This is a genomic window from Microbacterium murale, from assembly GCF_030815955.1.
GTDB lineage: Bacteria > Actinomycetota > Actinomycetes > Actinomycetales > Microbacteriaceae > Microbacterium > Microbacterium murale_A.
Genome location: NZ_JAUSXK010000001.1, coordinates 1,389,186 through 1,410,925, shown reverse-complemented (window position 1 = coordinate 1,410,925; position 21,740 = coordinate 1,389,186). Strand labels below are relative to the sequence as shown.

General features: G+C 66.4%; 20 protein-coding genes. 10 read left to right on the top strand and 10 right to left on the bottom strand.

What is annotated here, in order from left to right:
- Positions 1-28 precede the first annotated feature (28 nt).
- The 6 genes from QFZ46_RS06905 to QFZ46_RS06880 all read left to right on the top strand — a co-directional run bounded on the left by QFZ46_RS06905 (position 29) and on the right by QFZ46_RS06880 (position 6,063).
- The gene (locus QFZ46_RS06905) at positions 29-931 is read left to right on the top strand and encodes an alpha/beta fold hydrolase (RefSeq protein WP_307359749.1); all 903 of its coding nucleotides are present in this window, start codon (positions 29-31) and stop codon (positions 929-931) included.
- Complete coding sequence (locus QFZ46_RS06900; protein ID WP_307359748.1) at positions 928-2,535, top strand: ABC transporter substrate-binding protein; 1,608 nt, start codon at positions 928-930, stop codon at positions 2,533-2,535. Before QFZ46_RS06905 ends, QFZ46_RS06900 begins: the two co-directional genes overlap by 4 nt.
- A 173-nt stretch (positions 2,536-2,708) precedes the next feature.
- Entirely contained in the window at positions 2,709-3,461 is a 753-nt protein-coding gene (locus QFZ46_RS06895) for a 3-oxoacid CoA-transferase subunit A (RefSeq protein ID WP_307359747.1), read from the top strand.
- A complete protein-coding gene (locus QFZ46_RS06890; protein WP_307359746.1) occupies positions 3,458-4,093 on the top strand; it encodes a 3-oxoacid CoA-transferase subunit B in 636 nt (211 codons plus the stop codon). Before QFZ46_RS06895 ends, QFZ46_RS06890 begins: the two co-directional genes overlap by 4 nt.
- Entirely contained in the window at positions 4,090-5,259 is a 1,170-nt protein-coding gene (locus QFZ46_RS06885) for a thiolase family protein (protein ID WP_307359744.1), read from the top strand. The genes QFZ46_RS06890 and QFZ46_RS06885 overlap by 4 nt, the downstream gene beginning before the upstream one ends.
- A gap of 9 nt (positions 5,260-5,268) precedes the next feature.
- Positions 5,269-6,063 carry an IclR family transcriptional regulator domain-containing protein gene (locus QFZ46_RS06880; protein ID WP_307359743.1) on the top strand — a complete coding sequence of 265 codons (795 nt, stop codon included), beginning with the start codon at positions 5,269-5,271 and terminating at the stop codon, positions 6,061-6,063.
- 30 nt (positions 6,064-6,093) lie between these two features.
- Here the strand turns inward: QFZ46_RS06880 and QFZ46_RS06875 are convergent, their stop codons facing one another.
- From QFZ46_RS06875 to QFZ46_RS06860, 4 genes are read right to left on the bottom strand one after another with little or no spacing between them, the layout of a single operon-like run.
- Positions 6,094-6,747 carry a response regulator gene (locus tag QFZ46_RS06875; RefSeq protein WP_307359742.1) on the bottom strand — a complete coding sequence of 218 codons (654 nt, stop codon included), beginning with the start codon at positions 6,745-6,747 and terminating at the stop codon, positions 6,094-6,096.
- Positions 6,744-8,036 carry a sensor histidine kinase gene (locus tag QFZ46_RS06870; protein ID WP_307359740.1) on the bottom strand — a complete coding sequence of 431 codons (1,293 nt, stop codon included), beginning with the start codon at positions 8,034-8,036 and terminating at the stop codon, positions 6,744-6,746. The genes QFZ46_RS06875 and QFZ46_RS06870 overlap by 4 nt, the downstream gene beginning before the upstream one ends.
- 17 nt (positions 8,037-8,053) lie before the next feature.
- Positions 8,054-8,866, bottom strand: coding sequence for an ABC transporter permease subunit (locus tag QFZ46_RS06865; protein WP_307359739.1), 813 nt, complete (start codon positions 8,864-8,866; stop codon positions 8,054-8,056).
- Positions 8,863-9,789 (bottom strand): ABC transporter ATP-binding protein, encoded by a 927-nt coding sequence (locus QFZ46_RS06860; RefSeq protein ID WP_307359738.1) that lies wholly within the window; start codon positions 9,787-9,789, stop codon positions 8,863-8,865. The genes QFZ46_RS06865 and QFZ46_RS06860 overlap by 4 nt, the downstream gene beginning before the upstream one ends.
- Positions 9,790-10,015: 226 nt before the next feature.
- On the opposite strand from QFZ46_RS06860, the gene QFZ46_RS06855 reads away from it, so the two are divergent.
- Both QFZ46_RS06855 and QFZ46_RS06850 read left to right on the top strand, forming a co-directional pair.
- Complete coding sequence (locus QFZ46_RS06855; RefSeq protein ID WP_307359736.1) at positions 10,016-11,554, top strand: MFS transporter; 1,539 nt, start codon at positions 10,016-10,018, stop codon at positions 11,552-11,554.
- 9 nt (positions 11,555-11,563) lie between these two features.
- Positions 11,564-12,580 carry a magnesium and cobalt transport protein CorA gene (locus tag QFZ46_RS06850; protein ID WP_307359734.1) on the top strand — a complete coding sequence of 339 codons (1,017 nt, stop codon included), beginning with the start codon at positions 11,564-11,566 and terminating at the stop codon, positions 12,578-12,580.
- A gap of 4 nt (positions 12,581-12,584) precedes the next feature.
- On the opposite strand, the gene QFZ46_RS06845 is transcribed toward QFZ46_RS06850, so the two are convergent.
- The 6 genes from QFZ46_RS06845 to QFZ46_RS06820 form a co-directional block, all read right to left on the bottom strand.
- Positions 12,585-13,670 carry a PQQ-dependent sugar dehydrogenase gene (locus QFZ46_RS06845; protein ID WP_307359732.1) on the bottom strand — a complete coding sequence of 362 codons (1,086 nt, stop codon included), beginning with the start codon at positions 13,668-13,670 and terminating at the stop codon, positions 12,585-12,587.
- Positions 13,671-13,716: 46 nt separating this feature from the next.
- Complete coding sequence (locus tag QFZ46_RS06840) at positions 13,717-14,910, bottom strand: MalY/PatB family protein (RefSeq protein ID WP_307359730.1); 1,194 nt, start codon at positions 14,908-14,910, stop codon at positions 13,717-13,719.
- Positions 14,911-15,061: 151 nt separating this feature from the next.
- Entirely contained in the window at positions 15,062-16,621 is a 1,560-nt protein-coding gene (locus QFZ46_RS06835; RefSeq protein ID WP_307359729.1) for a molybdopterin-dependent oxidoreductase, read from the bottom strand.
- Between the two features lie 52 nt (positions 16,622-16,673).
- A complete protein-coding gene (locus QFZ46_RS06830; protein WP_307359728.1) occupies positions 16,674-17,657 on the bottom strand; it encodes an acetylxylan esterase in 984 nt (327 codons plus the stop codon).
- Between the two features lie 3 nt (positions 17,658-17,660).
- The gene (locus tag QFZ46_RS06825) at positions 17,661-18,821 is read right to left on the bottom strand and encodes a mandelate racemase/muconate lactonizing enzyme family protein (RefSeq protein ID WP_307359726.1); all 1,161 of its coding nucleotides are present in this window, start codon (positions 18,819-18,821) and stop codon (positions 17,661-17,663) included.
- A 58-nt stretch (positions 18,822-18,879) separates the two neighbouring features.
- Complete coding sequence (locus QFZ46_RS06820; protein ID WP_307359724.1) at positions 18,880-19,683, bottom strand: IclR family transcriptional regulator; 804 nt, start codon at positions 19,681-19,683, stop codon at positions 18,880-18,882.
- Positions 19,684-19,915: 232 nt separating this feature from the next.
- Here QFZ46_RS06820 and QFZ46_RS06815 point away from each other — a divergent pair, with 232 nt between their 5' ends.
- Positions 19,916-20,848 carry a carbohydrate ABC transporter permease gene (locus QFZ46_RS06815; RefSeq protein WP_307359722.1) on the top strand — a complete coding sequence of 311 codons (933 nt, stop codon included), beginning with the start codon at positions 19,916-19,918 and terminating at the stop codon, positions 20,846-20,848.
- Positions 20,848-21,705 (top strand): carbohydrate ABC transporter permease, encoded by an 858-nt coding sequence (locus QFZ46_RS06810; protein ID WP_307359721.1) that lies wholly within the window; start codon positions 20,848-20,850, stop codon positions 21,703-21,705. The genes QFZ46_RS06815 and QFZ46_RS06810 overlap by 1 nt, the downstream gene beginning before the upstream one ends.
- The last annotated feature ends 35 nt before the right edge of the window (positions 21,706-21,740 follow it).

The window sequence follows — 21,740 nt, the reverse complement described above, 5'->3', positions numbered from 1 at the left end:
CCACGGGCTCAGCCCACAAGGAGGTTCCATGCCCATTCAGAAGCTCGCCGATGTCGAACTCTGGTTCGACGAGTACGGCCCCGACGATGCGTCCGAGATCATCCTGTCCAGCGCGATGGGCTACTCGGGACTCGACGGATACCCCGAACGCCTGTCCGAAGCTCCGACGGAGTACAAGGTCTTCACGATCCAAGCACGCGGCTTCGGCCGATCCTCCCGGATGGACGGGATACCCGCCGAAGGTTGGTTGGCCCAGTGGGCGGACGACGTCGTCGCATTCGCCGATGCGAAGGGCATCGACAAGTTCGTCTACACCGGCGCATCGCATTCGGCGGGTATCGGCTGGTACATCGCCGTCCGCCACCCAGAGCGCCTGAAGGCGTTCGTCTCCGTCGTCGGGACGCCGCACGACCGCTTCGGCGTGACCGACTCCTCCGAGGGGCGCCGTGAATCGATCCGCGCGCGGATGGAGGGCGACGTCGCCGCCATGCGGGTGCAGTTCGAGAAGCTCGGCGGGTGGTTGCACGATGACGAAACCGAGCGTCGCCGCGAACGTGACCGGCTCATCGACGGCGCGATCGAGAGCGCGATGGCGCGCGACGACGACGAGTCGCAGATCAATCAGGGAATGCCTTTCCCCGAGGCGAAGACGAATGACGAGCTCGCGGCTGTGCTGCGCACCATCACCGTTCCCACCCTCATGCTCGCCGGAATGCGCGATGGCATCGTCTCACCCGAATCGTCTCTCCGCGGCGTCATGAACGTCCGAGATTCCAAGGCCGTCTTCTTCGAGAGTGAGGGGCATTACATGACCAGGGAGATCCCCGAACGCCTCATTCGCGAAGTCCGTCTCTACATGGACGAAATCAACGGCACCGCCCGACCCGAGCGGCGGCCGATCATCGATCACACGAAAGTAGACACAGTATGAGAAAGCTGACATGGGATCAGCGCCGCGTTCTGCGGTGGGGGGCGGTCGCCGCATCCTTCGCCCTGATCGCCGGCCTCACCGCATGTGGTCCCGCCACCAACGCCGACGACGCTGTCGGCAACGATGAACCAGTGGCAGAGCGGGGCGAAGAGCTCGTCCTGCAGTTCCGAGGAACTCCGATCAGCCTTGATCCTGCTCTGCAGGGCACGGCCAGCGGTTCGATCTTCACCGTGCTCGCCTATGACCCGATCATCTATCAGGCCCCTGACGGGAGCCTGCAGCCCTCGCTCGCAACAGGGTGGGACTTCATCGACGATGACTACCGTCAGTTCGAGTTCACGTTGAGAGAAGGCCTCGAATTCGCCAGCGGCGAGCCGCTCGACGCTGAAGCGGTGAAGGCATCCATGGAGTACTTCCTTGGCGCGGGCGGCGGACAGATTCCTCGAGTCGGCCCGATAGCGAGCATCGAAGCAGTCGACGAGCAGACGGTGCGCATCAACTACGAGCAGCCGTGGGCTGATGCGGCGTTCTCGCTGACGCAGACGGTGATGTTCGGCAACGTCATCGGTCCTGACGGGCTCGCGGATCCGGATTCCCTTCTCCAGGTCATGGATGGTGCGGGGCAGTATGTCTACGACGCCGAAGCATCCGTGCCGGATTCGGAGTACGTGTACACACTCAACCCCAACTACTGGAATCCCGACGCACAGATGTGGGACCGGGTGACCGTCGAGATCATCGCTGATCCGAACGCCGTGCTCAATGCGGCATCGACCGGCCAGATCGACTTCGGACTCGGATCGCCGCTGTTCGCCGACGCGGCGGAGGCCGCGGGCCTCACCGTGGCGACCGCGCCGTTCTACAACTGGGAGTTGCGACTGCATGACGTCAACGGCGAAGTGAACCCCGCCCTTGCCGATCCCCGCGTGAGAGAGGCGATCGGCCTCGCGATCGATCGTGAATCGATCGTGGCGGCCCTGGGTGGCGAGTACATGACTCCGAGTGACCAGCTCGTCGTCGAGGGCCTCGAGGGGTACAACTCCGATATCGGATGGGAGTTCGACCTCGATCGCGCGAAGGAGCTGATGGCCGAGGCGGGCTACGAGGACGGCTTCACGATGACGGTGCTCGACAGCAGCGTGCAGGACAACCAGTCGCAGATCGCCCAGGCGGTGGCGAGCTCCCTTGCAGAGATCGGCATCGACGTCGATCTCGTGGTGGACGCCGTGAGCATCCCCTCGTTCAGCGAGAAGCTCGAATCCAAGGAGTACGAGGCGAGCTTCTGGGCTTCCAACGGTGACGTCGCCAACTCCTATCGGCCGTTCCGCAGCGCCGGATCGATGAACAACCCGTTCGGGGTCATGGACGAGGAGATGGAGGCGCTGTACGCCCAGAGTCTCACCGTCGGTGGCGACGAACGCGAGGAGATCTACCAGCAGATGAGCGAGCGCTGGCAGGAGGCATCGTTCTCGATTCCGATCCTCACCGGATACTTCGTGAACTACATCGGTCCGAAGGTGACGAATGTCAATTCCTCCGCCAAGAACCCGGTGATGCTGCCGGTCGGGCCTGAGCCCGAGTACAACTGGCAGCCCGTGCAGTGAACTGGGAGAGGACCGCAGCGGAGGTTGCCGCGGTCCTCTTCCGTTCAGGACCGGGAGCGTCGGCTGAGCGCTTCTGAGTCTCCAGCGGCGCGGTTCCTTCCGCAGACGATTGACCGTATACTGGACGCACAGCGAACACACGTTCGCAGAGCGAACACATGCGAGGAGGCCCTGTGATCGACAAGATCGTGCCGGACGCGGCATCCGCCGTCGCCGACATTCCCGACGGTGCGACCGTCATGATCGGTGGCTTCGGCCGAGCAGGGCAGCCAGTCGAGTTGATAGACGCGCTGACTGCGCACGGCGCCAAAGACCTCACGGTCGTGAACAACAACGCCGGCAACGGCGATGTCGGGCTCGCGGCACTTCTCGCCAAGGGTCTGGTCCGAAAGATCATCTGCTCGTTCCCGCGGCAGAGCGACTCCTGGGTGTTCGACGACTTGTATCGCGCAGGCAAGATCGAACTCGAACTCGTGCCCCAGGGCAACCTCGCCGAGCGCATCCGCGCAGCGGGCGCGGGCATCGGGGCCTTCTTCTCGCCGACCGGAGTCGGCACCCAGCTCGCCGCAGGCAAAGAAGAGCGTGTGCTCGATGGGCGCCGCTACGTGCTCGAGTATCCGATCAAAGCCGACTTCTCTCTCATCAGCGCCTATCGCGGCGACCGCTGGGGAAACCTCGTCTACCGTGAGACCGCGCGCAACTTCGGGCCGATCATGGCGACAGCGGCCACCACGACGATCGTGCAGGTCGACGAGGCCGTTGAGCTGGGAACGCTCGATCCGGAGTCCGTCGTGACCCCTGGCATCTTCGTCGACCGTGTCGTAGCGGTGGGCGAGCGGGACTGGCTGCAGGATGGCGTGTTCGTGGGTGGAGTCGACCTCGAGGGTCGCACCCTGGCGGATGCCGGAGAGGACGAGGCCCGATGAGAACGCGAATCACACGCGACGAGCTGGCCGCACGCATCGCGCAGGACATCCCGGAAGGGGCATTCGTCAATCTCGGCATCGGCGCCCCGACGCTCGTCGCCAACTTCCTTCCCAGCGACCTCGAGATCATTCTGCACACCGAGAACGGCCTCCTCGGGATGGGCCCGGCTCCGGCATCCGATCGCGTCGACCCCGACCTCATCAATGCAGGCAAACAGGCGGTCACCGCACTGGCCGGCGCGGCCTACTTCCACCACGCCGACTCGTTCGCGATGATGCGCGGGGGTCACCTCGACGTCTGCGTGCTCGGTGCTTTCCAGGTCGCGCAGAACGGCGACCTCGCGAACTGGTCGACCGGCGCACCCGGTGCGATCCCTGCCGTCGGTGGAGCGATGGATCTCGCGATCGGCGCAAAGGACGTGTACGTGATGACCGATCTGCTCACGAAGACGGGCGAATCGAAGCTGGTCGCGGAGTGCGCATATCCGCTCACCGGCGTCGGCTGCGTGAGCCGTGTCTATACCGACCACGCCGTGTTCGACGTCACGCCGGACGGTTTCCGCGTGCGTGAGGTGTTCGGGGACAACACCGTCGAGTCCCTGGAAGAGCTGACCGGATTGGAGCTGTCATGATCACCACCTTCATATATGACGCCGTGCGCACCCCGTTCGGCCGTGCGGGCGGCGCGCTCGCCGGCATCCGTCCCGATGATCTCGCTGCGAATGTCATGCGTGCCACCGTGGAGCGAGTCGGCCTGGATTCCGCGCGCATCGACGACGTGATCTTCGGCGATGCGAATCAGGCCGGCGAGGACAACCGCAATGTGGCTCGCATGGCGGCACTGCTGGCGGGGTTCCCGACAACCGTCACCGGCGTGACCGTGAACAGGCTGTGCGCCTCCAGTGTCGAGGCCGTCATCCAGGGATCACGAGCCATCGAAACAGGGGATGCCGAGATCATCCTCGCCGGCGGCGTGGAGTCGATGAGCCGCGCCCCGTTCGTCGTGGAGAAGTCGGCAAAGCCGTATCCGGCGACCGGTAACCAGACGATGTGGAACACCGCGATCGGCTGGCGCATGACGAACAAGGCGCTGCCGACGCACTGGACCATCTCCAACGGCGAGGCCGCCGAGAAGACCGCGACGACCTGGGGCATCAGCCGTGCGGACCAGGATGCTTTCGCCGTGCGCTCGCACGACCTGGCCGCCAAGGCCTGGGCCGACGGCATCTACGCCGAGGAGATCGTGCAGGTCGAGGGTGCCGAGCTCGCCCGTGACGAGGGCATCCGCGACGGATCGACCGTCGAGAAGCTCGGCGCCCTGCGCGCGTTGTTCGCTGCCGACGGCACGGTCACCGCCGCGAACTCCTCGTCGATCAACGACGGTGCTTCGGCGGTCCTGTTGGGCGCGGAGGGGGCGCTCGACGTCGAGCCGCTGGCGCGCATCACCGGGCGCGGTGCACACGGCGTCGATCCGGACGAGTTCCCGACGGCGCCGATCGAGGCCGCGAACAAGGCCCTCGCGCGTGCCGGCCGTACGTGGGCCGACGTGGACTTCGTCGAGCTGAACGAGGCCTTCGCATCGCAGTCCCTCGCCTGCCTGCGCGGGTGGCCCGACCTTGACCCCGAGAAGTTGAACATCCACGGCGGTGCGCTGGCGATCGGGCACCCGCTCGGCGCGTCCGGAGGGCGCATCGTCGGTCACGCCGCACACGAGCTGCGCCGTCGTGGTCGCGGCGTCGCAGTCGTCGCGATCTGCATCGGCGTCGGGCAGGGACTCGCCCTCGTGCTGGAACGCTAGGTTGGTCGAGTGACTGAATCGGATGCCGCTGACGCGACGCCGTCCGCCGACTTCGTGCAGTCGCTCGCCCGAGGCCTCGCCGTCATCCGTGCCTTCGACGGCGAACCGGCCGAGCTGTCGCTCGCCGAGGTCGCTCGGCGCGCCGATATCCCGCGGGCTGCTGCCCGGCGGTTCCTGCGCACACTCGAGCAGCTCGGTTACGTGCGTGCGACGACGGATGCGCGATTCGGGCTGACTCCACGCGTGCTCGAATTGGGATACGGGTATCTGTCTTCGCTGTCGTTGCCCGAGATCGTGCAGCCGCACCTCGATGAGCTCTCGCACCGCATGGGGGAATCGGTGTCCGTCGCCGTCCTCGATGGCACGGACATCGTCTATGTCGCACGCGCCGCGGCCCGGCGCATCATGAGCGTGCGCATCACCATCGGCACACGACTGCCCGCCGCAGCCACGAGCATGGGCCGAGTTCTGCTTGCGGCGCTTCCCGAGACGGATTCCGAGGCCCTGCTCGATACTTCGGAACTCATCGCCTACACGCCGCGCACCCGCGCCGACCGTGCTGAGCTCACCGCCGAAGTCGATCGGGTTCGTGCACAGGGATGGTCCATGGTCGACGGCGAGCTCGAAGAGGGCCTGCGTTCGATCGCGATCCCGCTGCACGCCCTCGGGGGAGTGGTGGCCGCGCTCAACGTCTCGACCAGCACCGCGCGCGGCGCGGCTGAGGACGTCAGGGCAGAACTGCTGCCGGCGCTTCAGCAGACAGCGGCCGAAATCGATGCGGAGCTGCGCGCCGCCCGCATCTGACGCTGAGCGTACGTGAGCCGGCCATGATGGTCAGCTCATCCCGTACCGGTGCGCGAGGATGACGGCGTGGATCCGATCCCGGGCCTCGAGCTTCATCAGCACCCGTCCGACGTGCGTCTTGACCGTCGACTCGCTCAGATGCAGCTCGTGGGCGATCTCCGAATTGGTCAGGCCGCGGGCGATCGCCCGGAACACATCGCGCTCGCGCTCCGTGAGAGAGGCTGTACGACCAGAGCCGTCGTCCGCCGCGGGGAGGCGCGGGCCGAGATGCTCGAGGAGCCGGCGGGTGACGCGTGGCGAGAGCGCGGCATCCCCGCGGTGTACGGCGCGCACCGACGAAGTCAGTTCGTGCCGTTGCGCGTCCTTGAGGAGGAATCCGCTCGCACCGGCGCGGATCGCGCCGAACGCGTACTCGTCGAGATCGAACGTGGTGAGCACCAGGACCCGAGTGTCCGGAAGCGAAGCGACGATCGCCTCGGTCGCGGCGATCCCGTCGAGTCCGGGCATGCGGATGTCCATCAGCACGATGTCGGGCCGCAGCTCCGTCGCGCGTCGGATCGCCTCGTCGCCATCCCCGGCCTCGCCGATGACGAGCATGTCGGGCTCTGCTTCGAGCACAAGCCGGAAGCCGACCCGGATGAGGTCCTGGTCGTCGACGAGAAGCACGCGGATCGGGTCGGTCACTCGGACTCCTCAGTCTGGTCGGCGATGGTCGCTTCGGATGCTCCCGGCAGCTCAGCACGCAGCATCCAGCGGCGCTCGCCGACGGGCCCGGAGTGGATCGTGCCGTTCACATGTGCGACGCGCTCGCTGAGCCCGCGAAGTCCGAAACCGCTCGTCCCGGCCGTGTCGGTCACGCCATCGTTTTCGATCCTGATGACGATCGGGTCGCTGGCGTAGTCGATGTGCACCGCGATCCTGGTCGCGCCACGGGCGTGACGCATGGCGTTCGTGATCCCCTCCTGCACGACTCTGCCCACCGCGAAGCCCACGGCCGCTGACACGTTCGGCTCGCCGATCGTCGTGAGCGTGACCGGGTATCCGGCATTCTGGGCGGTGGCCACGGTCGCGTTCGGCGCCACCGATTCCATCGGCGCGAGGGGGACGTCGCCGGCGCCGTCGCGGAGTACTCCGAGCATCGATCGCATCTCCGTGAGCGCGCCGCGGGCAGTCGCTGCGGCGGCGGTCGCGGCATCCCTCGCACGCTCCCGATCCCCAGTGGCGGCCGCGCCCTCGGACAGGGCGACGATGACGGTCAGCGAGTGCGAGACGATGTCGTGCATCTCGCGCGCGATGCGGGCGCGCTCAGCGGATGCCGCGAGCTGAGCCTGCTGGTCGCGTTCGATGAGCAGCTGGCGTGATCTGTCGATCACCGCCTCCAAGTACCGCTTGCGGCCGCCGACATTCACGCCGATGAGTGTGCCGATCAGGGCGAGTGCGAGCTGTCCGAAGATGGCGTTCAACGAGGACTGGAGGGTGATGACCCCGGTGAGCTGGAGGGCGAACGAGATCAGGGTCAGCGAGCCCATGCCGATCGCCAGCCCCGTCCATGCCGTGCGGGCGGATCGGTACACCGCAAGCGAGTAGCTCGCGACCAGCAGCAGCGGACCTCCCGCTGGTTCCAAGAGGAACAGGTATCCGACCGCTGCGATGTACGCGGTGACGAATGCGATCAGCGGCCACTGCCGTCTCCGCAGCAGCAGTGCGCATGCGCTCAGCACCAGCGCGGCGACGACGATGCTCGCAGCCAGAGGCGGAGGGTCGACGAGGACCATTCCGCCGTCGGGCGTCGAGCGGTAGGTGCCGAAGTTCGTCGCCGGCGCGATCGAGAGGATCAGGCAGATGAGTGCGATCAGGACGTCTGCGAAGATCGGATGCCGCGCCCAGAAGCGCCGGACGAAGCCAGGTGTACGCGGCAGCCGCAGCTCCTCCTCCTCGTGGAGGGAGGCGCTGCGGCTGCGCGGGTTCGACACGGCCTCGACTCTACGCGTCACGCGTCGCGGGTGCGCAGCACCGCCCAGGCGGACGCCATGCCGGCAGCGACCCATGCGCCCAGCGTCAGGTAGGCCTCACCTACGGGGATCCCCCAGCCGTCCTGCGGCAGGATCGCACTCTGCGCCGCGGACATCGGCAGGTGGTTGGAGACGTCGATGATCCACGCCCACTCGTCGCCTGGCATCGCGAAGATGTTCATCACGATCGGAAGCACGAACAGCAGCCCGACGGTCGCCGCGATGGCGCCGGCGCCGGAGCGCAGGATGAAGCCGAAGGCGACGCCGATCAGCGCGAACACCGCCATGGCGACGGCCGCTGCGAGGATCGGAAGGAACGAGTCCGCAGGAGTGTCCCAGGGGAACGGCATGTCCCTGGACGCGAAGATCGGCGACACCGCGAGTGCTGCCGCGAGCGAGATGACCACCGAAGCGACGAACAGGAACACTCCGACGACGATCGCCTTCGCCGCGAGCACTGAGCCGCGCACCGGGTTGGCAGACAACGTCGAGCGGATCATCCCGGTGGAATACTCCCCGGTGACGGAGATGACTCCGAGGATGCCGGCGAGCAGCATCGTGAACTGGACAGGGGATACGACGGCCTGGATCGGCTCGAAGCCGGGAACGTCCATCGACTGTGCGATCAGCAACGCGACACCGACTGTGATGACGGCTGTGATGCCGATCGACCACCAGGTGGAGCGGAGGGTCGAGAGCTTGATCCATTCGCTGCGCAGTTGGCGCGGGAAGGCGAGGCGGTACGGCGAGGCAGTTCGTGCGCGCATCGCCGGTGCGGCTGTGGTTGTCATGCGAGTTCCTTTGCGGGATATTCGGCGGAACGGTACTCGACCGATTCGCCGGTGAGAGCGAGGTACGCGTCCTCGAGCGACCCGTTGGTCGGTGTCAGCTCGTGCAGGGGGATGCCGCGGTCAGCGGCGATATCGCCGATACGGGATGCCGGGAGACCGACGATCTCGAGCGATTCCGGACTGGTGCTGACGATCTCGACGTCGGCGCCGGCCACGGCGGAGGCGAGGTCGGCCACCCGCGGGCTCCGCACGCGAACAGTGGTGGTGGTCCACGCCCGGACGAGTTCGTCCAGCGGAGCATCCGCCAGCACCTGACCCCGACCCATGACGATCACGTGGTCGGCTGTCTGGGCCATCTCGCTCATGAGATGGCTGGAAAGCAGCACTGTGCGGCCTTCGGATGCGGCGAAGCGGACGAACTGGCGCACCCAGCGCACACCCTCAGGGTCGAGGCCGTTGACCGGCTCGTCGAGGATGAGCGTGTGCGGGTCGCCGAGCAGCGCCGAAGCGATGCCGAGACGCTGACCCATACCGAGTGAGAACTTGCCCGCGCGCTTGCGGGAGACGGAGCCGATCCCGGCGAGATCGATGACCTCGTCGACCCGCGAGGCGGGGATGCCGTGTGTGGCTGCCATCGCCCGCAAGTGATTCCTGGCGGTGCGGCCGGTGTGCACGGCCTTCGCGTCGAGGAGCACACCGACTTCGGTGAGTGGTGCGCGCAGGCGTCGGTACTCCTTCCCGTTCACCGTCGTCCGGCCCGAGGTGGGCTTGTCGAGGCCCACGATCATCCGCATCGTGGTGGATTTGCCGGCGCCGTTCGGACCGAGGAAGCCGGTGACGGTACCCGGCTGCACGGTGAACGAGATGTCCTGCACTGCGGTCTTGTCTCCGAACCTCTTCGTGAGGCCTTCTGCTGTGATCATGTCTTCAACGCTACGGACGGGCGTCGGGGTGCGCGTCCTCCCCAGGTACCGACCTGCAGCCGGGTTCCGTGGCACTGCGGGCCCACCGCGCTGTCGGGCGCGATAGGCGGCAACGCCGCGCGAGCTGCCGTCGAGGAATCGGCCGGTGAGTATCGTGAAAGCATCGAAGTCGGCGGTCAGGGCCACACGGTCTTGTTCGACCGGACAAGGGCCGAAGGGATCACCCATGTCGAACACCACTCCTGCCTCCGACGCGAGCGGATCTTCAGCATCCGATCCCCAGCGACGTGCGCGGCGCGGCAAGAAAGCGCTCGTGCGCCGCAGAAGGCTCGAAGTCGACGACGTGCTCGTCGTGAAGAAGTCGAAGTTGCGCACGGCGATCACAGGAACCGTGGTCGGCAACTTCATGGAGTGGTTCGACTTCGGCGTCTACGGCTACCTCGCCGTCACCTTGACGACCGTCTTCACGGGTGATGCACCCGGCGGGCTGGGCCTGCTGCTGACCCTGTTCGGGTTCGCGATCTCGTTCCTGGTGCGGCCGCTCGGTGGGCTGGTGCTCGGGCCGCTCGGCGACAGGATCGGGCGCCAGAAGGTGCTGTTCTTCACGATGGCCATGATGGCGATCGCGACCGCGCTCATCGGCGTGCTCCCGACCTCGGCGCAGATCGGCCTCTGGGCCATCGCGCCGCTCTATCTTCTGAAGATGGTGCAGGGCTTCTCCACCGGAGGCGAGTACGCCGGTGCGACCACCTACGTCTCCGAGTTCTCCCCCGACCGCTCGCGCGGCTACTGGTCATCGTTCCTCGACGTCGGCTCCTACATCGGCTTCGCCGCAGGTGCATCGGTCGTCGCCCTGACCACCTGGATCGCAGAGGCGAGCGCGGGGCCGGACGCGATGACGGAGTTCGGGTGGAGGATCCCGTTCCTCATCGCGATCCCACTCGGTGTAGTGGCGATCTGGTTCCGTCTGAAGATCCCGGAGACTCCGGCGTTCGAGGCCGAGCCCGAGGAGGAGCGGGAGGGCAATCCGGACGACCCGCTCGCGCGCCAGGGCATCATCGGCATCTTCCGCCACCACTGGCGCGAGGTGCTGATCGGCATCGCCCTGGTTTCGGCGACCAACACCGCGGGTTATGCGCTGACCAGTTACATGCCGACGTATCTCGAGACCGAGGTCGGCGTCTCCAATCTGATGGCCGCGGTCGCCACCGTGCCGGTGCTGGTGGTGATGAGCGCCTGCCTGCCCCTCATCGGAAAGCTGTCCGACCGCATCGGCCGCAGGCCCGTCTATGCGATCGCGGTGATCTCCACGATCGTGCTGATGGTGCCCGCGTTCGCGGTGATGCAGATCGGTCAGGAGTGGGCGGTCTTCATCGCCTTGGTGATGGTGGCCATTCCGGTCGCGTTCTATGTCGCGATCTCGGCATCCGCGCTTCCCGCACTGTTCCCCACAGCATCGAGGTTCGGCGCGATGGCGATCGCGTACAACGTCGCGGTGTCGCTTTTCGGGGGCACGACTCCGTTGTTCAGCCAGGCACTGATCGACCTCACCGGCAACACCTACATGCCCGCGTTCTACATCATGTTCTTCGCGGCGCTCGGCGGCGTGGCGATGCTGTCGATGAAGGAGACGGCGAAGCGCCCGTTGAAGGGTTCGTTCCCGAGCGTGGAGACGAAGGCCGAGGCCAAGGAACTCGTCGCCGAGCAGGACGGGAACGAACTGCTCGACACCAGCACGATGCCCCTCCCGATGATCCAGGACTGAGGTACTTCGATGGCCATCATCGACAACGGCATCTATGTGAGCGGCGTCCGCACGGAGAATCCACGGACTCTCAGCGAGACCTTCGAGACCATGCGCGAGCGTGGCGGAATGGGGTGGATCGGCCTGTACCGCCCCAGCGAGCAGGAGGTGCGAGAGGTTGCGGACGAATTGGGACTCCACGATCTCGTCGTAGAGGATGCGCTGGCCGGTCACCAGCGTCCGAAACTCGAGCGGTACGGAGACGTGCTCTTCATGGTGCTGCGACCCGCCCGCTATCTCGACGATGTCGAGGAGGTCGAGTTCGGTGAGGTGCACGTGGTCGCCGGTCCCGACTTCGTCGTCACGATCCGCCATGCCGAATCCCCGGACCTCGCGCGCGTGCGGGCCAGGCTCGAGCACGATCAACCGTTGCTGGCGCGCGGCCCGGAAGCAGTGCTGTACGCGATTCTCGACGAGGTCGTCGACGAGTACGCGCCGGTCCTCGCCGGGCTCGAGAACGACATCGACGAGATCGAGAGTCAACTGTTCGTCGAAGATGCAGATGCCACGGAGCGCATCTACAAGCTCGCGCGCGAGGTGATCGATTTCCAGCGTGCGACGCAGCCGCTCGCGGGGATGCTGGAGGCACTGCAGCGTGGATCCGAGAAGTATCAGGTCGAAGTGGAACTCCAGCAGTACCTCCGCGATGTACTCGATCACGTCTTGCGCATCGCTGATCGGGCGACGACGTTCCGGACGGTGCTCGACAACGCTCTCACGGTGGAATCGACCATCGTCGCGCGGCGCCAGAACGAGGAGATGCGTCGGATGACAGAGCTGAGCATCCGTCAGAACGATGAGGTGAAGAAGATCTCGGGGTGGGCGGCGATCCTGTTCGCCCCCACGCTGATCGGAACGATCTACGGGATGAACTTCACCGTCATGCCCGAACTCGACTGGACATTCGGGTACCCGATGGCCGTCGGAGCCATGCTCGCCATGGGAGTGGGGCTCTATGTCGTGTTCAAGAAGAAGGGCTGGTTGTAGAGGATCAGCCGACGACGACCCTGAGGATCCGGTCGTCGTCCGGTCCAGGATCGCCGCGTCCGTCGGTGTTGTTCGTCACGACCCAGGTCGACCCGTCGGGGGCGACGACGACGTCGCGGAGGCGTCCGTACTCGGCGATCAGGTGCTCGGTGGAAGCGGTCAGATCGGAGAGCGGCACTTCGCGAAGACGCTCTCCGCGAAGGTTCGCGATGAGGATGACGTCACCGGCGACGGCGATGCCGCTGGGGCTGGCATCGTGCGGTGCCCACTGCTGCACCGGATCGATGAAGCCGTCCTGCCCGGCGATGCCCTCGACCTCGGGCCAACCGTAGTTGCCGCCCGGTTCGATCACATTGAGCTCGTCCCAGGTGTTCTGTCCGAATTCGCTGGCGTAGAGGGCGCCGGCCGCATCCCAGGCGATGCCCTGGGGGTTGCGGTGACCATAGCTGTACACGGGTGAACCGGGGAACGGGTTGTCCTGCGGGATCCCGCCGTCGGGCGTGAGGCGGAGGATCTTGCCCGCGGAGCTCTCGAGGTTCTGGGCGTTCTGCGGGTTCCCTGCGTCGCCGGTCGTCGCGTACAGCATGTCATCTGGGCCGAAGGCGATGCGGCCGCCGTTGTGATTGCTCGCCGATGGGATGCCGTCGAACACCGTCTCGGGAGCGCCGAGGCTCAATGAACCCGGCTCTCCGATGAGCGAGAAGCGCTCGATGCGATTCTCGTCGCCGGCCGTGTAATACGCATAGAGCTGATCGTCGTGAACCGCGATGCCGAGGAGCCCGCCTTCTCCGCCGGGGACGACGCCTTGGATCACTGCGACCTCCCGCGAGCCTCCAGCGCCGTCGAGCTCGAGGATGCGCGCCGAGTCCCGCTCGCTCACCAGCGCGGTCGTGTCATGGAACGCCACGGACCACGGGGCCTCGAGCCCGCCGACGGCCAAGGACGCTGTCGGTGTCTCGGGTGCTGCCGGGATCGCGGGCGTCGTCTCGGATGAGGTCGGTCCCACGGGGCCGTCGCTGACGGTGCAGGCTGCGAAAGCAGCAGCAGCGAGGAGCAGAGCGGCCGCGCTCAGGAGGCGTCGCGTCGTCATGGATACCCACCCTTCCGCTGTGCTGGTGTCTCTCGCAGCGTCTCGGTCAGTGCGAGGAGACGGCTGACGTCAGCGCTGCGCGTTCTGTCAGAGCTGAGGCGATCCGCATGATCGCCTCGGTGATCAGCGGTCGCGGCATCGCGAAGACGAAGCGCGTGAAACCCACCGCTGCGACACCGCACGCCGCGCCATCGGTCATCGCCACCCCGGCGTTCTCGCGGAACCACGTGCCGAGGTCGCCGGTGAGACCGGTGCCGCGGAAGTCCAGCATCGCGATGTAGGTGCCCTCGGGCGTCGTCATCCGAACATCGGGAAGGTGCTCTGCGACGAGTTCGGCCATCAGGCGACGGTTGCCGTCGAGGTAGTCGACGACCTCCCGCAGCCAGTCACCGCCACCGGCATAGGCGCCGATGTTCGCGACCGCCCCGAGCGTGGAGGTGCCGTGACCGACCCACCCGCCGGCGCTCTCCCACATCAGGGCGTCGTCGTCGTTGGAGAGGATGATCTGCGCGCACTTGAGCCCTGCGAGGTTCCAGGCCTTGGACGCGGATGCCGCGGTGATGGTGTGACCTGCGGCGATGTCGGAGATCGAGGCGTAGGGGATGTGCTGGGCGGGGGCGTAGACCAGCGGCGCGTGGATCTCGTCGGAGAACACTCGTCCGCTCGCGGCGGCGACGGTCTCGGAGATGCGCTCGAGTTCTTCCCGCGTCGATACAGTGCCGAGCGGGTTGTGCGGGTTGCACAGGACGAACAGTTCGCCTCCATCGGCGAAGGCCGCGGTCACCGCATCGTGGTCGACTTGCCAGCGGCCGTCGATCTCGATGCTCGGCACCTCGATGACCCGGCGCCCGTGCATCTGCGGCACCATCAGGAACGGCATGTACGCCGGCGTCGGAACGATGACTGCGGCACCGGGGCTCGTGAACTGCTCGATCGCGAACTCGAACGCCGCGATGACGTCGGGAACATGATGCACGCGCGCCGCCGGAACGCCCCAGCCGTAGGAATCGCGGTACCAAGTCGACGTCGCCTGTGCGAGGTCATCGGCGAGATGGGAGGGGAGGTAGCCGGTGAGGCCGCGCTCCATCGCCGAGTTCACGGCATCCTTCACCGCCGGTGCGACGCCGAAGTCCATCTCTGCGACGAACGCGCCGACCATGTCGGGGAACATCGTCCACTTCATGCTGCCGGCCTCGCGCAGATCGTCCGCCGTGAGTGCGTCGAAGTTCTGGGGCGACATCCGCGCCCTCCTCTCGTTCGGAGCATGGGGAACGGACCGAAGGATCTGCCGCTCCGCATTCCAGCGTAACCAGGATCTGATGCGCGGGGCGGTTCGGGTTCGCGCTGCCGCGACAGCATCCAGGTTTCGCCGACGAGAGGCCGAGACGGTCTCAGCGCACGGTCACAGGGACGGCATGCCATCCCTCCGCGCCGTCGGGCACGACGGGGACGGGCGTCCCGCTCTGCCGTTCTCCCGTCGTGTCCGTCGCGCGAGCCTCGAGCACGTGGTCATCGGGAGTCGCATCCCACTCGTGCACCCATTGGACCCAGGTGTCCGAGGAGATCGGTGCCGCGAGGCGTGCAGGTTCCCACGGACCGCCGTCGACTCTGACTTCGACACCTCGGATGCCCGTGTGCTGCGCCCACGCGACTCCTGCGATTGCGACGGTTCCCGCCTCCACGCTCGCTCGGTTCGAGGGGACGTCGATGCGCGACCCGATCTTGATGGGCCCCTTCTCGGACCACCCGCGATGAGTCCAGTACGCGGCATCGTCGTCGAAGGTCGTGACCTTCAGTTCGGTGACCCATTTCGTCGCCGAGACGTAGCCGTACAACCCCGGGACCACCATCCGCACCGGGAATCCGTGCTCCGCAGGCAGGGGCGCGCCGTTCATGCCGACGGCGAGGATGCTGTTCCTGTTCTCGTCCTCGAGGATCTCGAGCGGAGTGCTCGCCGTGAACCCGTCAACGCTCGTCGAAAGGACCATGTCGGCACCGCTCTGCGGCTTCGCCTCGGCCAGCAGTTCGCGGATCGGGTATCCCAGCCAGACGGCGTTGCCGATGAGATCTCCACCGACCTCGTTCGACACGCACATGAGCGTGATGATCGTCTCGGTGAGGGGAAGCGCCAGAAGTTCGTCGAAGGAGATCTCGAGCTCGTTCTCGACCATCCCGGTCACTCGCAGGCGCCACGTGCTCGGGTCGATGGCGGGAACCTGCAGTGCGGTGTCGATCCGATAGAAGTCGTCGTTCGGGGTGATGAGGGGCGACAGTCCTTCGATATCGAGCGAGGAACCCGCCGGAATCGGCGCTGCAGTCGTCGTGGGCTTGGGCAACGAGATCGCCTCGCGCACGGTGGTGACTGCGACGCTTGCGGCATTGGCGATACGCGCTCCGACGCCCACGACGACAGCGACGGCTGCCGATCCGCCCAGCAGGAGCAGGAAGCTCCGGCGGGTAGGGGCGACCCCCGGCTCCGAGGACTCGCCGTGCATCGTCGCAGCCGTCTCCGACCAGTCGTGAAGACGCCGGATGGCGAGCCGGAGCAGGAGGCAGGCGCCGATCGTCCCGATGATCGCCGGGAGGGCCCAGAGGGCACTCGACTGCGCTCTGCTGACGACCGCCACGGTTGCGACCCCACCCAGGAGCAGGAGGACGACGGTGCCCCAGGGCGGAGTCCGGAACTCGAGCATGCCGGCGCCGGCGGCAGCGATCACGAGGACGATCCCGAGCAGCACGAGGAGGAAGACCTTGTCGTTCGTGCCGAACAGGGCGATCACGGCATCCTTCACCGCCGGGGGCGAGAGGTCGATGATCAGAGAGCCGACCGCGAGGAGCGGGCTGCTCTGAGGTGCGACGACCAGGGCGCCCAATTCGGCGAGGGCGAAGCCAGCGGCCGCGCTGATCAGCCCCGCGAGGGCCGCCCACAACCGTCTGAGTTTCGCATTCACTTCGTCATCGTATGTCGGATACCGGCGGCGCGGTCCTCGATACTCGCTGAGCTCATTCAGACGTGGTGAGCACTGACTGCAAGCGGCCTTCCGGGAGCGCGAAGAAATCGGCGGTGTCCTGCAGCATCAGCTGAACGGTCCTGTCGGCGATCGGCCCGTCGAGGTGTCCGTTCGCCCGCGCCCGGAGTCGCTTGGGGCAGCGGAGCGCGTGGTAGACCGCGAACTGTCCACGAGGGTCGACTGCGGGGTCGAGTATCGCAGGGCTCACCTGTACAGGGATGCGGATGCGCCGCGCGGCGATCGCAGCATCGAAGTAGTCCAGGACGGAGCGCACCTCGGGGTGCCGTCGCACGTGCTGGCGCACCGCCTCGCCGCTGCCGGTGCAGCGGCGACTGAGACGCACCCGATGGTCGCCGAAGCTCGGCACATCGAGTGCGGCGCGGCGGAAACGGGAATCCCAGGGGAGCGCCATCGCGCCGATACCGCCGCCGAAGCTGCTGCCGCTGAGGTCGAGTGCGCCGGACACCGCAGGAACGGCATCGAGCAGCACCGTCGCGGCGCGCCAGATGTCGGCGGCAGCGAAGCGGTGCGAGTAGGTGCCGCGGTGCGCGATCCCTGCCAGCACGTGTTCGTCGGGAAGCGCAGGGAAGCGGCTGGGGGTGTGCGCGTTCGTGCCGGGCGCGCAGGGGAAGATCGCGGCGGTGTCAGCGGGGACCTGATCGAGATCCGGGCCGGCGCGACCTCCGTATCCATGTCCGACCACAAGGCCGCGGCGGACGGCATCCGAAGCGTGCGGAATCATCAGATACGCGGTGGCGAGCTCGTCAGCAGAAGAAGCGAATCGCACCTCCGCCACCTGATGCGTTTCGGTGGCTGGGAAGTCGCGCACGACTTCCCAGCCCACGGTGCCCGTGCCGAATTCGTTGAAGGTCTGCTGCCAGAACTCGTCGAAGTCGACGGGTTCCGCCGGTGGCTCCGGCGGCGTCAGGAGCGCCGTCAGCGAGTACTCCGTCAGTTCCTCGGGGTGCTGCTGCACGGGTCAGTGCACCAGGTACTGCTGGATGAAGGCCTCGTCGACGTCGACGCCGAGACCGGGGCCGGTCGGCACCACGAAGTCGCCGTTGGGCCGCACCTCGAGAGGCGTCGTGAGGAGACGATTCGCGACAGGGAGGGTGAGCGGCTGGTACTCGAACGCCAGGAGCGATGCAGAGCTCGCGGCCACGTGCACGCCGGCAGCCATCGCGATCCCGAAGGCGGCGGAGTGGTGGGGCGCTACCTGGGTGTGGAAGGCATCGGCGACAGCCGCGATCGCGAGCCCCTCGGTGATGCCGGTGCGTCCGATGTCCGGCTGCGTGAGGCCGACCGCTCGGCGGGTCAGCCAGTCCGTGAACTCGAACCTGCTGCGCATCGCCTCGCCGACCGCGATGGGGGTGTCAAGAGATGCCGCGAGGTCGCGGTGCCCTTCGACGTCTTCGGGCGCGAGCGGTGCTTCGAAGAACCAGGCGTGTCGTCTGTCGAGTTCGCGGCCGAGGGCCATCGCCTCGCCGAGACGATAGCTCCAGTGCGCGTCGAGTCCCACCTGCAGGTCGGGGTGCACATCGCGGACGGCGTCGTAGGTGGCGAGGTCGGTGCGGAGGTCTGTGCCGAGGTGCATCTTGAAGCGGCGCACGCCCGCCTCGACGAGTACCGCTGTGCGCTCTGCGATCTGAGCATCGTCGACACCCCGCACTCCCGACACATAGGTCGGCAGGACTTCGGCGAACCGTCCGCCCGCGAGCTCGGACACCGAGAGCCCGGTCGCCTTCCCCCAGAGATCCCACAGGGCGATGTCGACGGCGGCCATGGCATCGGCCTGGTGGCCGGTGAGGTGCCCGCGTTCACGCATGGACTCCGACATCCGATGCCAGAGGGTGCGCACAGAGCGAGGGTCTTCGCCGATGATGAGGGGCGTGAGGAGGTTGTCGACGATCGCCGCGGCGACGGCAGGAGCGACGGGGGCGAGGGCCTCGCCCCACCCGACCAGGCCGTCGTCGGTCTCGATCTTCACGACGAGCGTCTCGTAGCCGGGGGAGTAGAGGCTCCGCCACGGCGGCCGGAGCATGTAACCGCGGTGCTCGACCGCCGCCTCGCCCGCGTAGGAGTTGTCGGCATCCTCCTTCGACAGGAAGAGCGGGAATGTCTGGACGCGCGCGATTCTCACAGTGTCTCCGGTGACTCGGGGGATCGGGATGCCGTCGGCGGATGCCGCAGCACAGGGGTCAGATTGCCGCGAACGCCGTCGCGGAGTGGGAGGGGCTGTAGCCGAGGGCGACGGAGATCTCGTCTGCCGCTTCGATGATCTGCAGCGCGAGCTCCTGGTGCGGTGCCTGCAGGTCGAGCACTGACAGGGGCCCGCTCGCCGAGAGGCCGGCGACGATCTCGCCGCCCTTGGTGCGGATGGGCGCGGCGATGCACGCGCGGCCGAACGCGAGCTCTTCGATCTCGGTCGCATAACCACGGCTACGGGTGTCATCCAGTGCGACCTGCATGGCTTCGCGATCGACGATGGTGTGCGGTGTGAACCGCTGGGGAGCGAGATCGAAGTATTCGTCCACCTTGGCCTCCGACATGCCCGACAGCAGTGCCTTGCCCAGGCCGGTGGCGTGCAGCGGACCGGTGCGGCCGGCCATCGCGAACGACTTCGGAGCGAGTGCGCCTTCGAAGTTGCACAGATAGGTGAGTGTGAACCCACTGAGTTCGGCGACATTCACGCCGATGTCGAGTCGGTGCGCGAGGTTCTGCGCGATCTGCCGTGATGCTCGGAAGATAGGAGAGCCGTTCAGAGCGATCGTGCCGAGGGACACGGCGGCCGGGCCGAGCCGGTAGAGGCCGGTGCGGTCGTCCTGGATGACGAACTTCATGCGATCCAGCGCCGACATCATGCGCGACACGGTGGACTGGCCGAGCCCGGTGAGAGTGCAGAGCTCGGAGACGCGCAGTTCACCTGACTCTTCGGTGAAGCACGCGAGCAACGACATCGCCCTCTCGACGGTCTGGGTGCCGCCTACCGATTCGGATGCCATCGTGACTCCTTCTCCAGGCTGACACCGCACCCTGTGACGCTGCGGCTCGTCGCCGCTGCCAGTCATCCTAATGAGAGAAGTTGCGGCGAGCAACACAAATGTGGGTTAGTTATGCATTTTGTGGATTTCAGATCCGCATTGTGATTTACTGGCCCCACGTCAACGTCGACGATTGTGACGACGACGCACAAGGCCTGGAAGCAGGCCGCCCACTGACTGGAAAGCACACGCAATGCAGCAAGCCACCCTTGACCGGCCCGCGACAAGCGAGCGGGTCGAGCCGCGCTCGGGGCGGCGGTCGACCCTCGGTGCGAAGGACCGCACGTTCGGTTTCATGATCGCGCTCCCCGCGGTCCTCCTCTTCCTCGTGATCGCGATCTACCCGCTCGTCTCGAGCATCGGTACGAGCCTCTACGATCAGTCCCTGCTGAGACCGGAGCGCACCTTCGTCGGATTCGGCAACTACACATCCATCTTCGGTGAGTTCGCAGAACGTCTGGGTACCACCCTCGTCTTCTCCTCGCTCTCCACGATCTTCCCCTTGATCCTCGGCGTTGCTCTCGCAATCCTTCTGAACGCGCGCATCCGCGGACGCACGATCCTCCGTGGAGCGCTCATGCTTCCGTGGCTGCTCCCCGGTGTGGTCGTCTCCTTCCTCTGGGCATGGATCTTCAACGACAGCTATGGCGTCCTCAACCACCTGCTCTCGATGGTCGGGCTGCCGGAGGTCAGCATGCTCGGCAATCCTGCCGGAGCCATGGCTGCCGTCGTGATCGCGAAGACATGGCACTCGTTCCCCTGGATCATGGTCGTCGCACTCGCGGTACTGCAGACCCTGCCGAGCGAGCAGATCGAGGCCGCGACGATCGACGGTGCCACCCGGTCACAGCGATTCCGCTACATCTCACTGCCCCACATCGTCGGTCCTGTCACCCTCGTGGCCGTGCTCGAGTTCATCTACAACTTCGGCAACTTCGACACGATCTTCGTGATGACCGGTGGCGGGCCAGGCGACTCCACCACGACCCTTGCTCTCAGCCTCTACCAGCTCGCATTCGGCAGCTATGAGCTCGGCAAGGCATCCGCCATGGGAGTGCTCTGGCTGGTTCTGCTCGCGATCATCTCGAGCGGATATCTGTTCCTCAACCGACGGCTGGAGAAGTGATGAGTCGTAGTCGTGACGTCGGTGAGGCGATCACCCGTCCAAGCCTGTCGATTCCAGGGCGAGTCGGCCTGACGCTGCTGGTCCTCTTCGGGCTGCTGCCGATCTACTGGCTGATCGCGACGGCGATCACGAGGAAAGAAGACGTCTTCTCCCTCGATCGGCCGCTGTTCCCGGTCAACCCGACCCTCGAGAACTTCGTCGGGTTCTTCCAGAACGACGCTCTGCTGAAGAGCCTCGTGAACAGTGTCATCGTCTCGAGCGGGACGGCGCTCCTGGCGGTCATCGTCGGCGGCTTCATGGCGTACTCGCTCTCGAAGTTCCGCTACCGCGGGCGCAACGCGATGATGTTCATGTTCCTCATCGGGCAGCTCATCCCCGGTGCGCTTCTTCTCATCTCGCTGTACCTGATGCTGAGCTCGGCCGGGCTGCTCTACACGTACACGGCTCTGATCATCTCGTTCACGACCTTCACGCTGCCCCTGGTGGTGTTCCTCTTGAAGGGCATCATGGATGCTCTTCCCGATGACATCCTCGAGGCGGCGAAGGTCGACGGGCTCTCCCGCATAGGGACGATGTTCAGGATCGTGTTCCCGCTCGTCGTGCCGGGAATCATCACGGCAGCGATGTTCGCATTCATGCGCGGCTGGAGCGATCTGCTCTTCGCGCTCACACTCGCCGGTCCGGACAAGCAGACCCTGCCCGCCGGCCTGACTCAGGCGTTCATCCGTGAGGGAACGGCCGATTGGCCGGCGCTCATGGCGGCATCCCTCGTCACATCGTTGCCGCTCGTCATCATCTTCATCATCCTCCAGCGCTACTTCGTCTCCGGCCTCGCGTCGGGGGCGGTCAAGGGATAGCGAAGCTCCACCGAACCACCTCGACCCGATCATCT

Excerpts from the sequence above, each read along its gene's own strand:
- QFZ46_RS06905 (WP_307359749.1), top strand. The coding sequence starts at position 29 with ATGCCCATTCAGAAGCTCGCCGATGTCGAACTCTGGTTCGACGAGTAC.
- QFZ46_RS06860 (WP_307359738.1), bottom strand. The coding sequence starts at position 9,789 with ATGATCACAGCAGAAGGCCTCACGAAGAGGTTCGGAGACAAGACCGCA.
- QFZ46_RS06885 (WP_307359744.1), top strand. The coding sequence starts at position 4,090 with ATGATCACCACCTTCATATATGACGCCGTGCGCACCCCGTTCGGCCGT.
- QFZ46_RS06855 (WP_307359736.1), top strand. The coding sequence starts at position 10,016 with ATGTCGAACACCACTCCTGCCTCCGACGCGAGCGGATCTTCAGCATCC.
- QFZ46_RS06820 (WP_307359724.1), bottom strand. The coding sequence starts at position 19,683 with ATGGCATCCGAATCGGTAGGCGGCACCCAGACCGTCGAGAGGGCGATG.
- QFZ46_RS06850 (WP_307359734.1), top strand. The coding sequence starts at position 11,564 with ATGGCCATCATCGACAACGGCATCTATGTGAGCGGCGTCCGCACGGAG.
- QFZ46_RS06900 (WP_307359748.1), top strand. The coding sequence starts at position 928 with ATGAGAAAGCTGACATGGGATCAGCGCCGCGTTCTGCGGTGGGGGGCG.
- QFZ46_RS06840 (WP_307359730.1), bottom strand. The coding sequence starts at position 14,910 with ATGTCGCCCCAGAACTTCGACGCACTCACGGCGGACGATCTGCGCGAG.
- QFZ46_RS06865 (WP_307359739.1), bottom strand. The coding sequence starts at position 8,866 with ATGACAACCACAGCCGCACCGGCGATGCGCGCACGAACTGCCTCGCCG.
- QFZ46_RS06810 (WP_307359721.1), top strand. The coding sequence starts at position 20,848 with ATGAGTCGTAGTCGTGACGTCGGTGAGGCGATCACCCGTCCAAGCCTG.
- QFZ46_RS06845 (WP_307359732.1), bottom strand. The coding sequence starts at position 13,670 with ATGACGACGCGACGCCTCCTGAGCGCGGCCGCTCTGCTCCTCGCTGCT.
- QFZ46_RS06815 (WP_307359722.1), top strand. The coding sequence starts at position 19,916 with ATGCAGCAAGCCACCCTTGACCGGCCCGCGACAAGCGAGCGGGTCGAG.
- QFZ46_RS06890 (WP_307359746.1), top strand. The coding sequence starts at position 3,458 with ATGAGAACGCGAATCACACGCGACGAGCTGGCCGCACGCATCGCGCAG.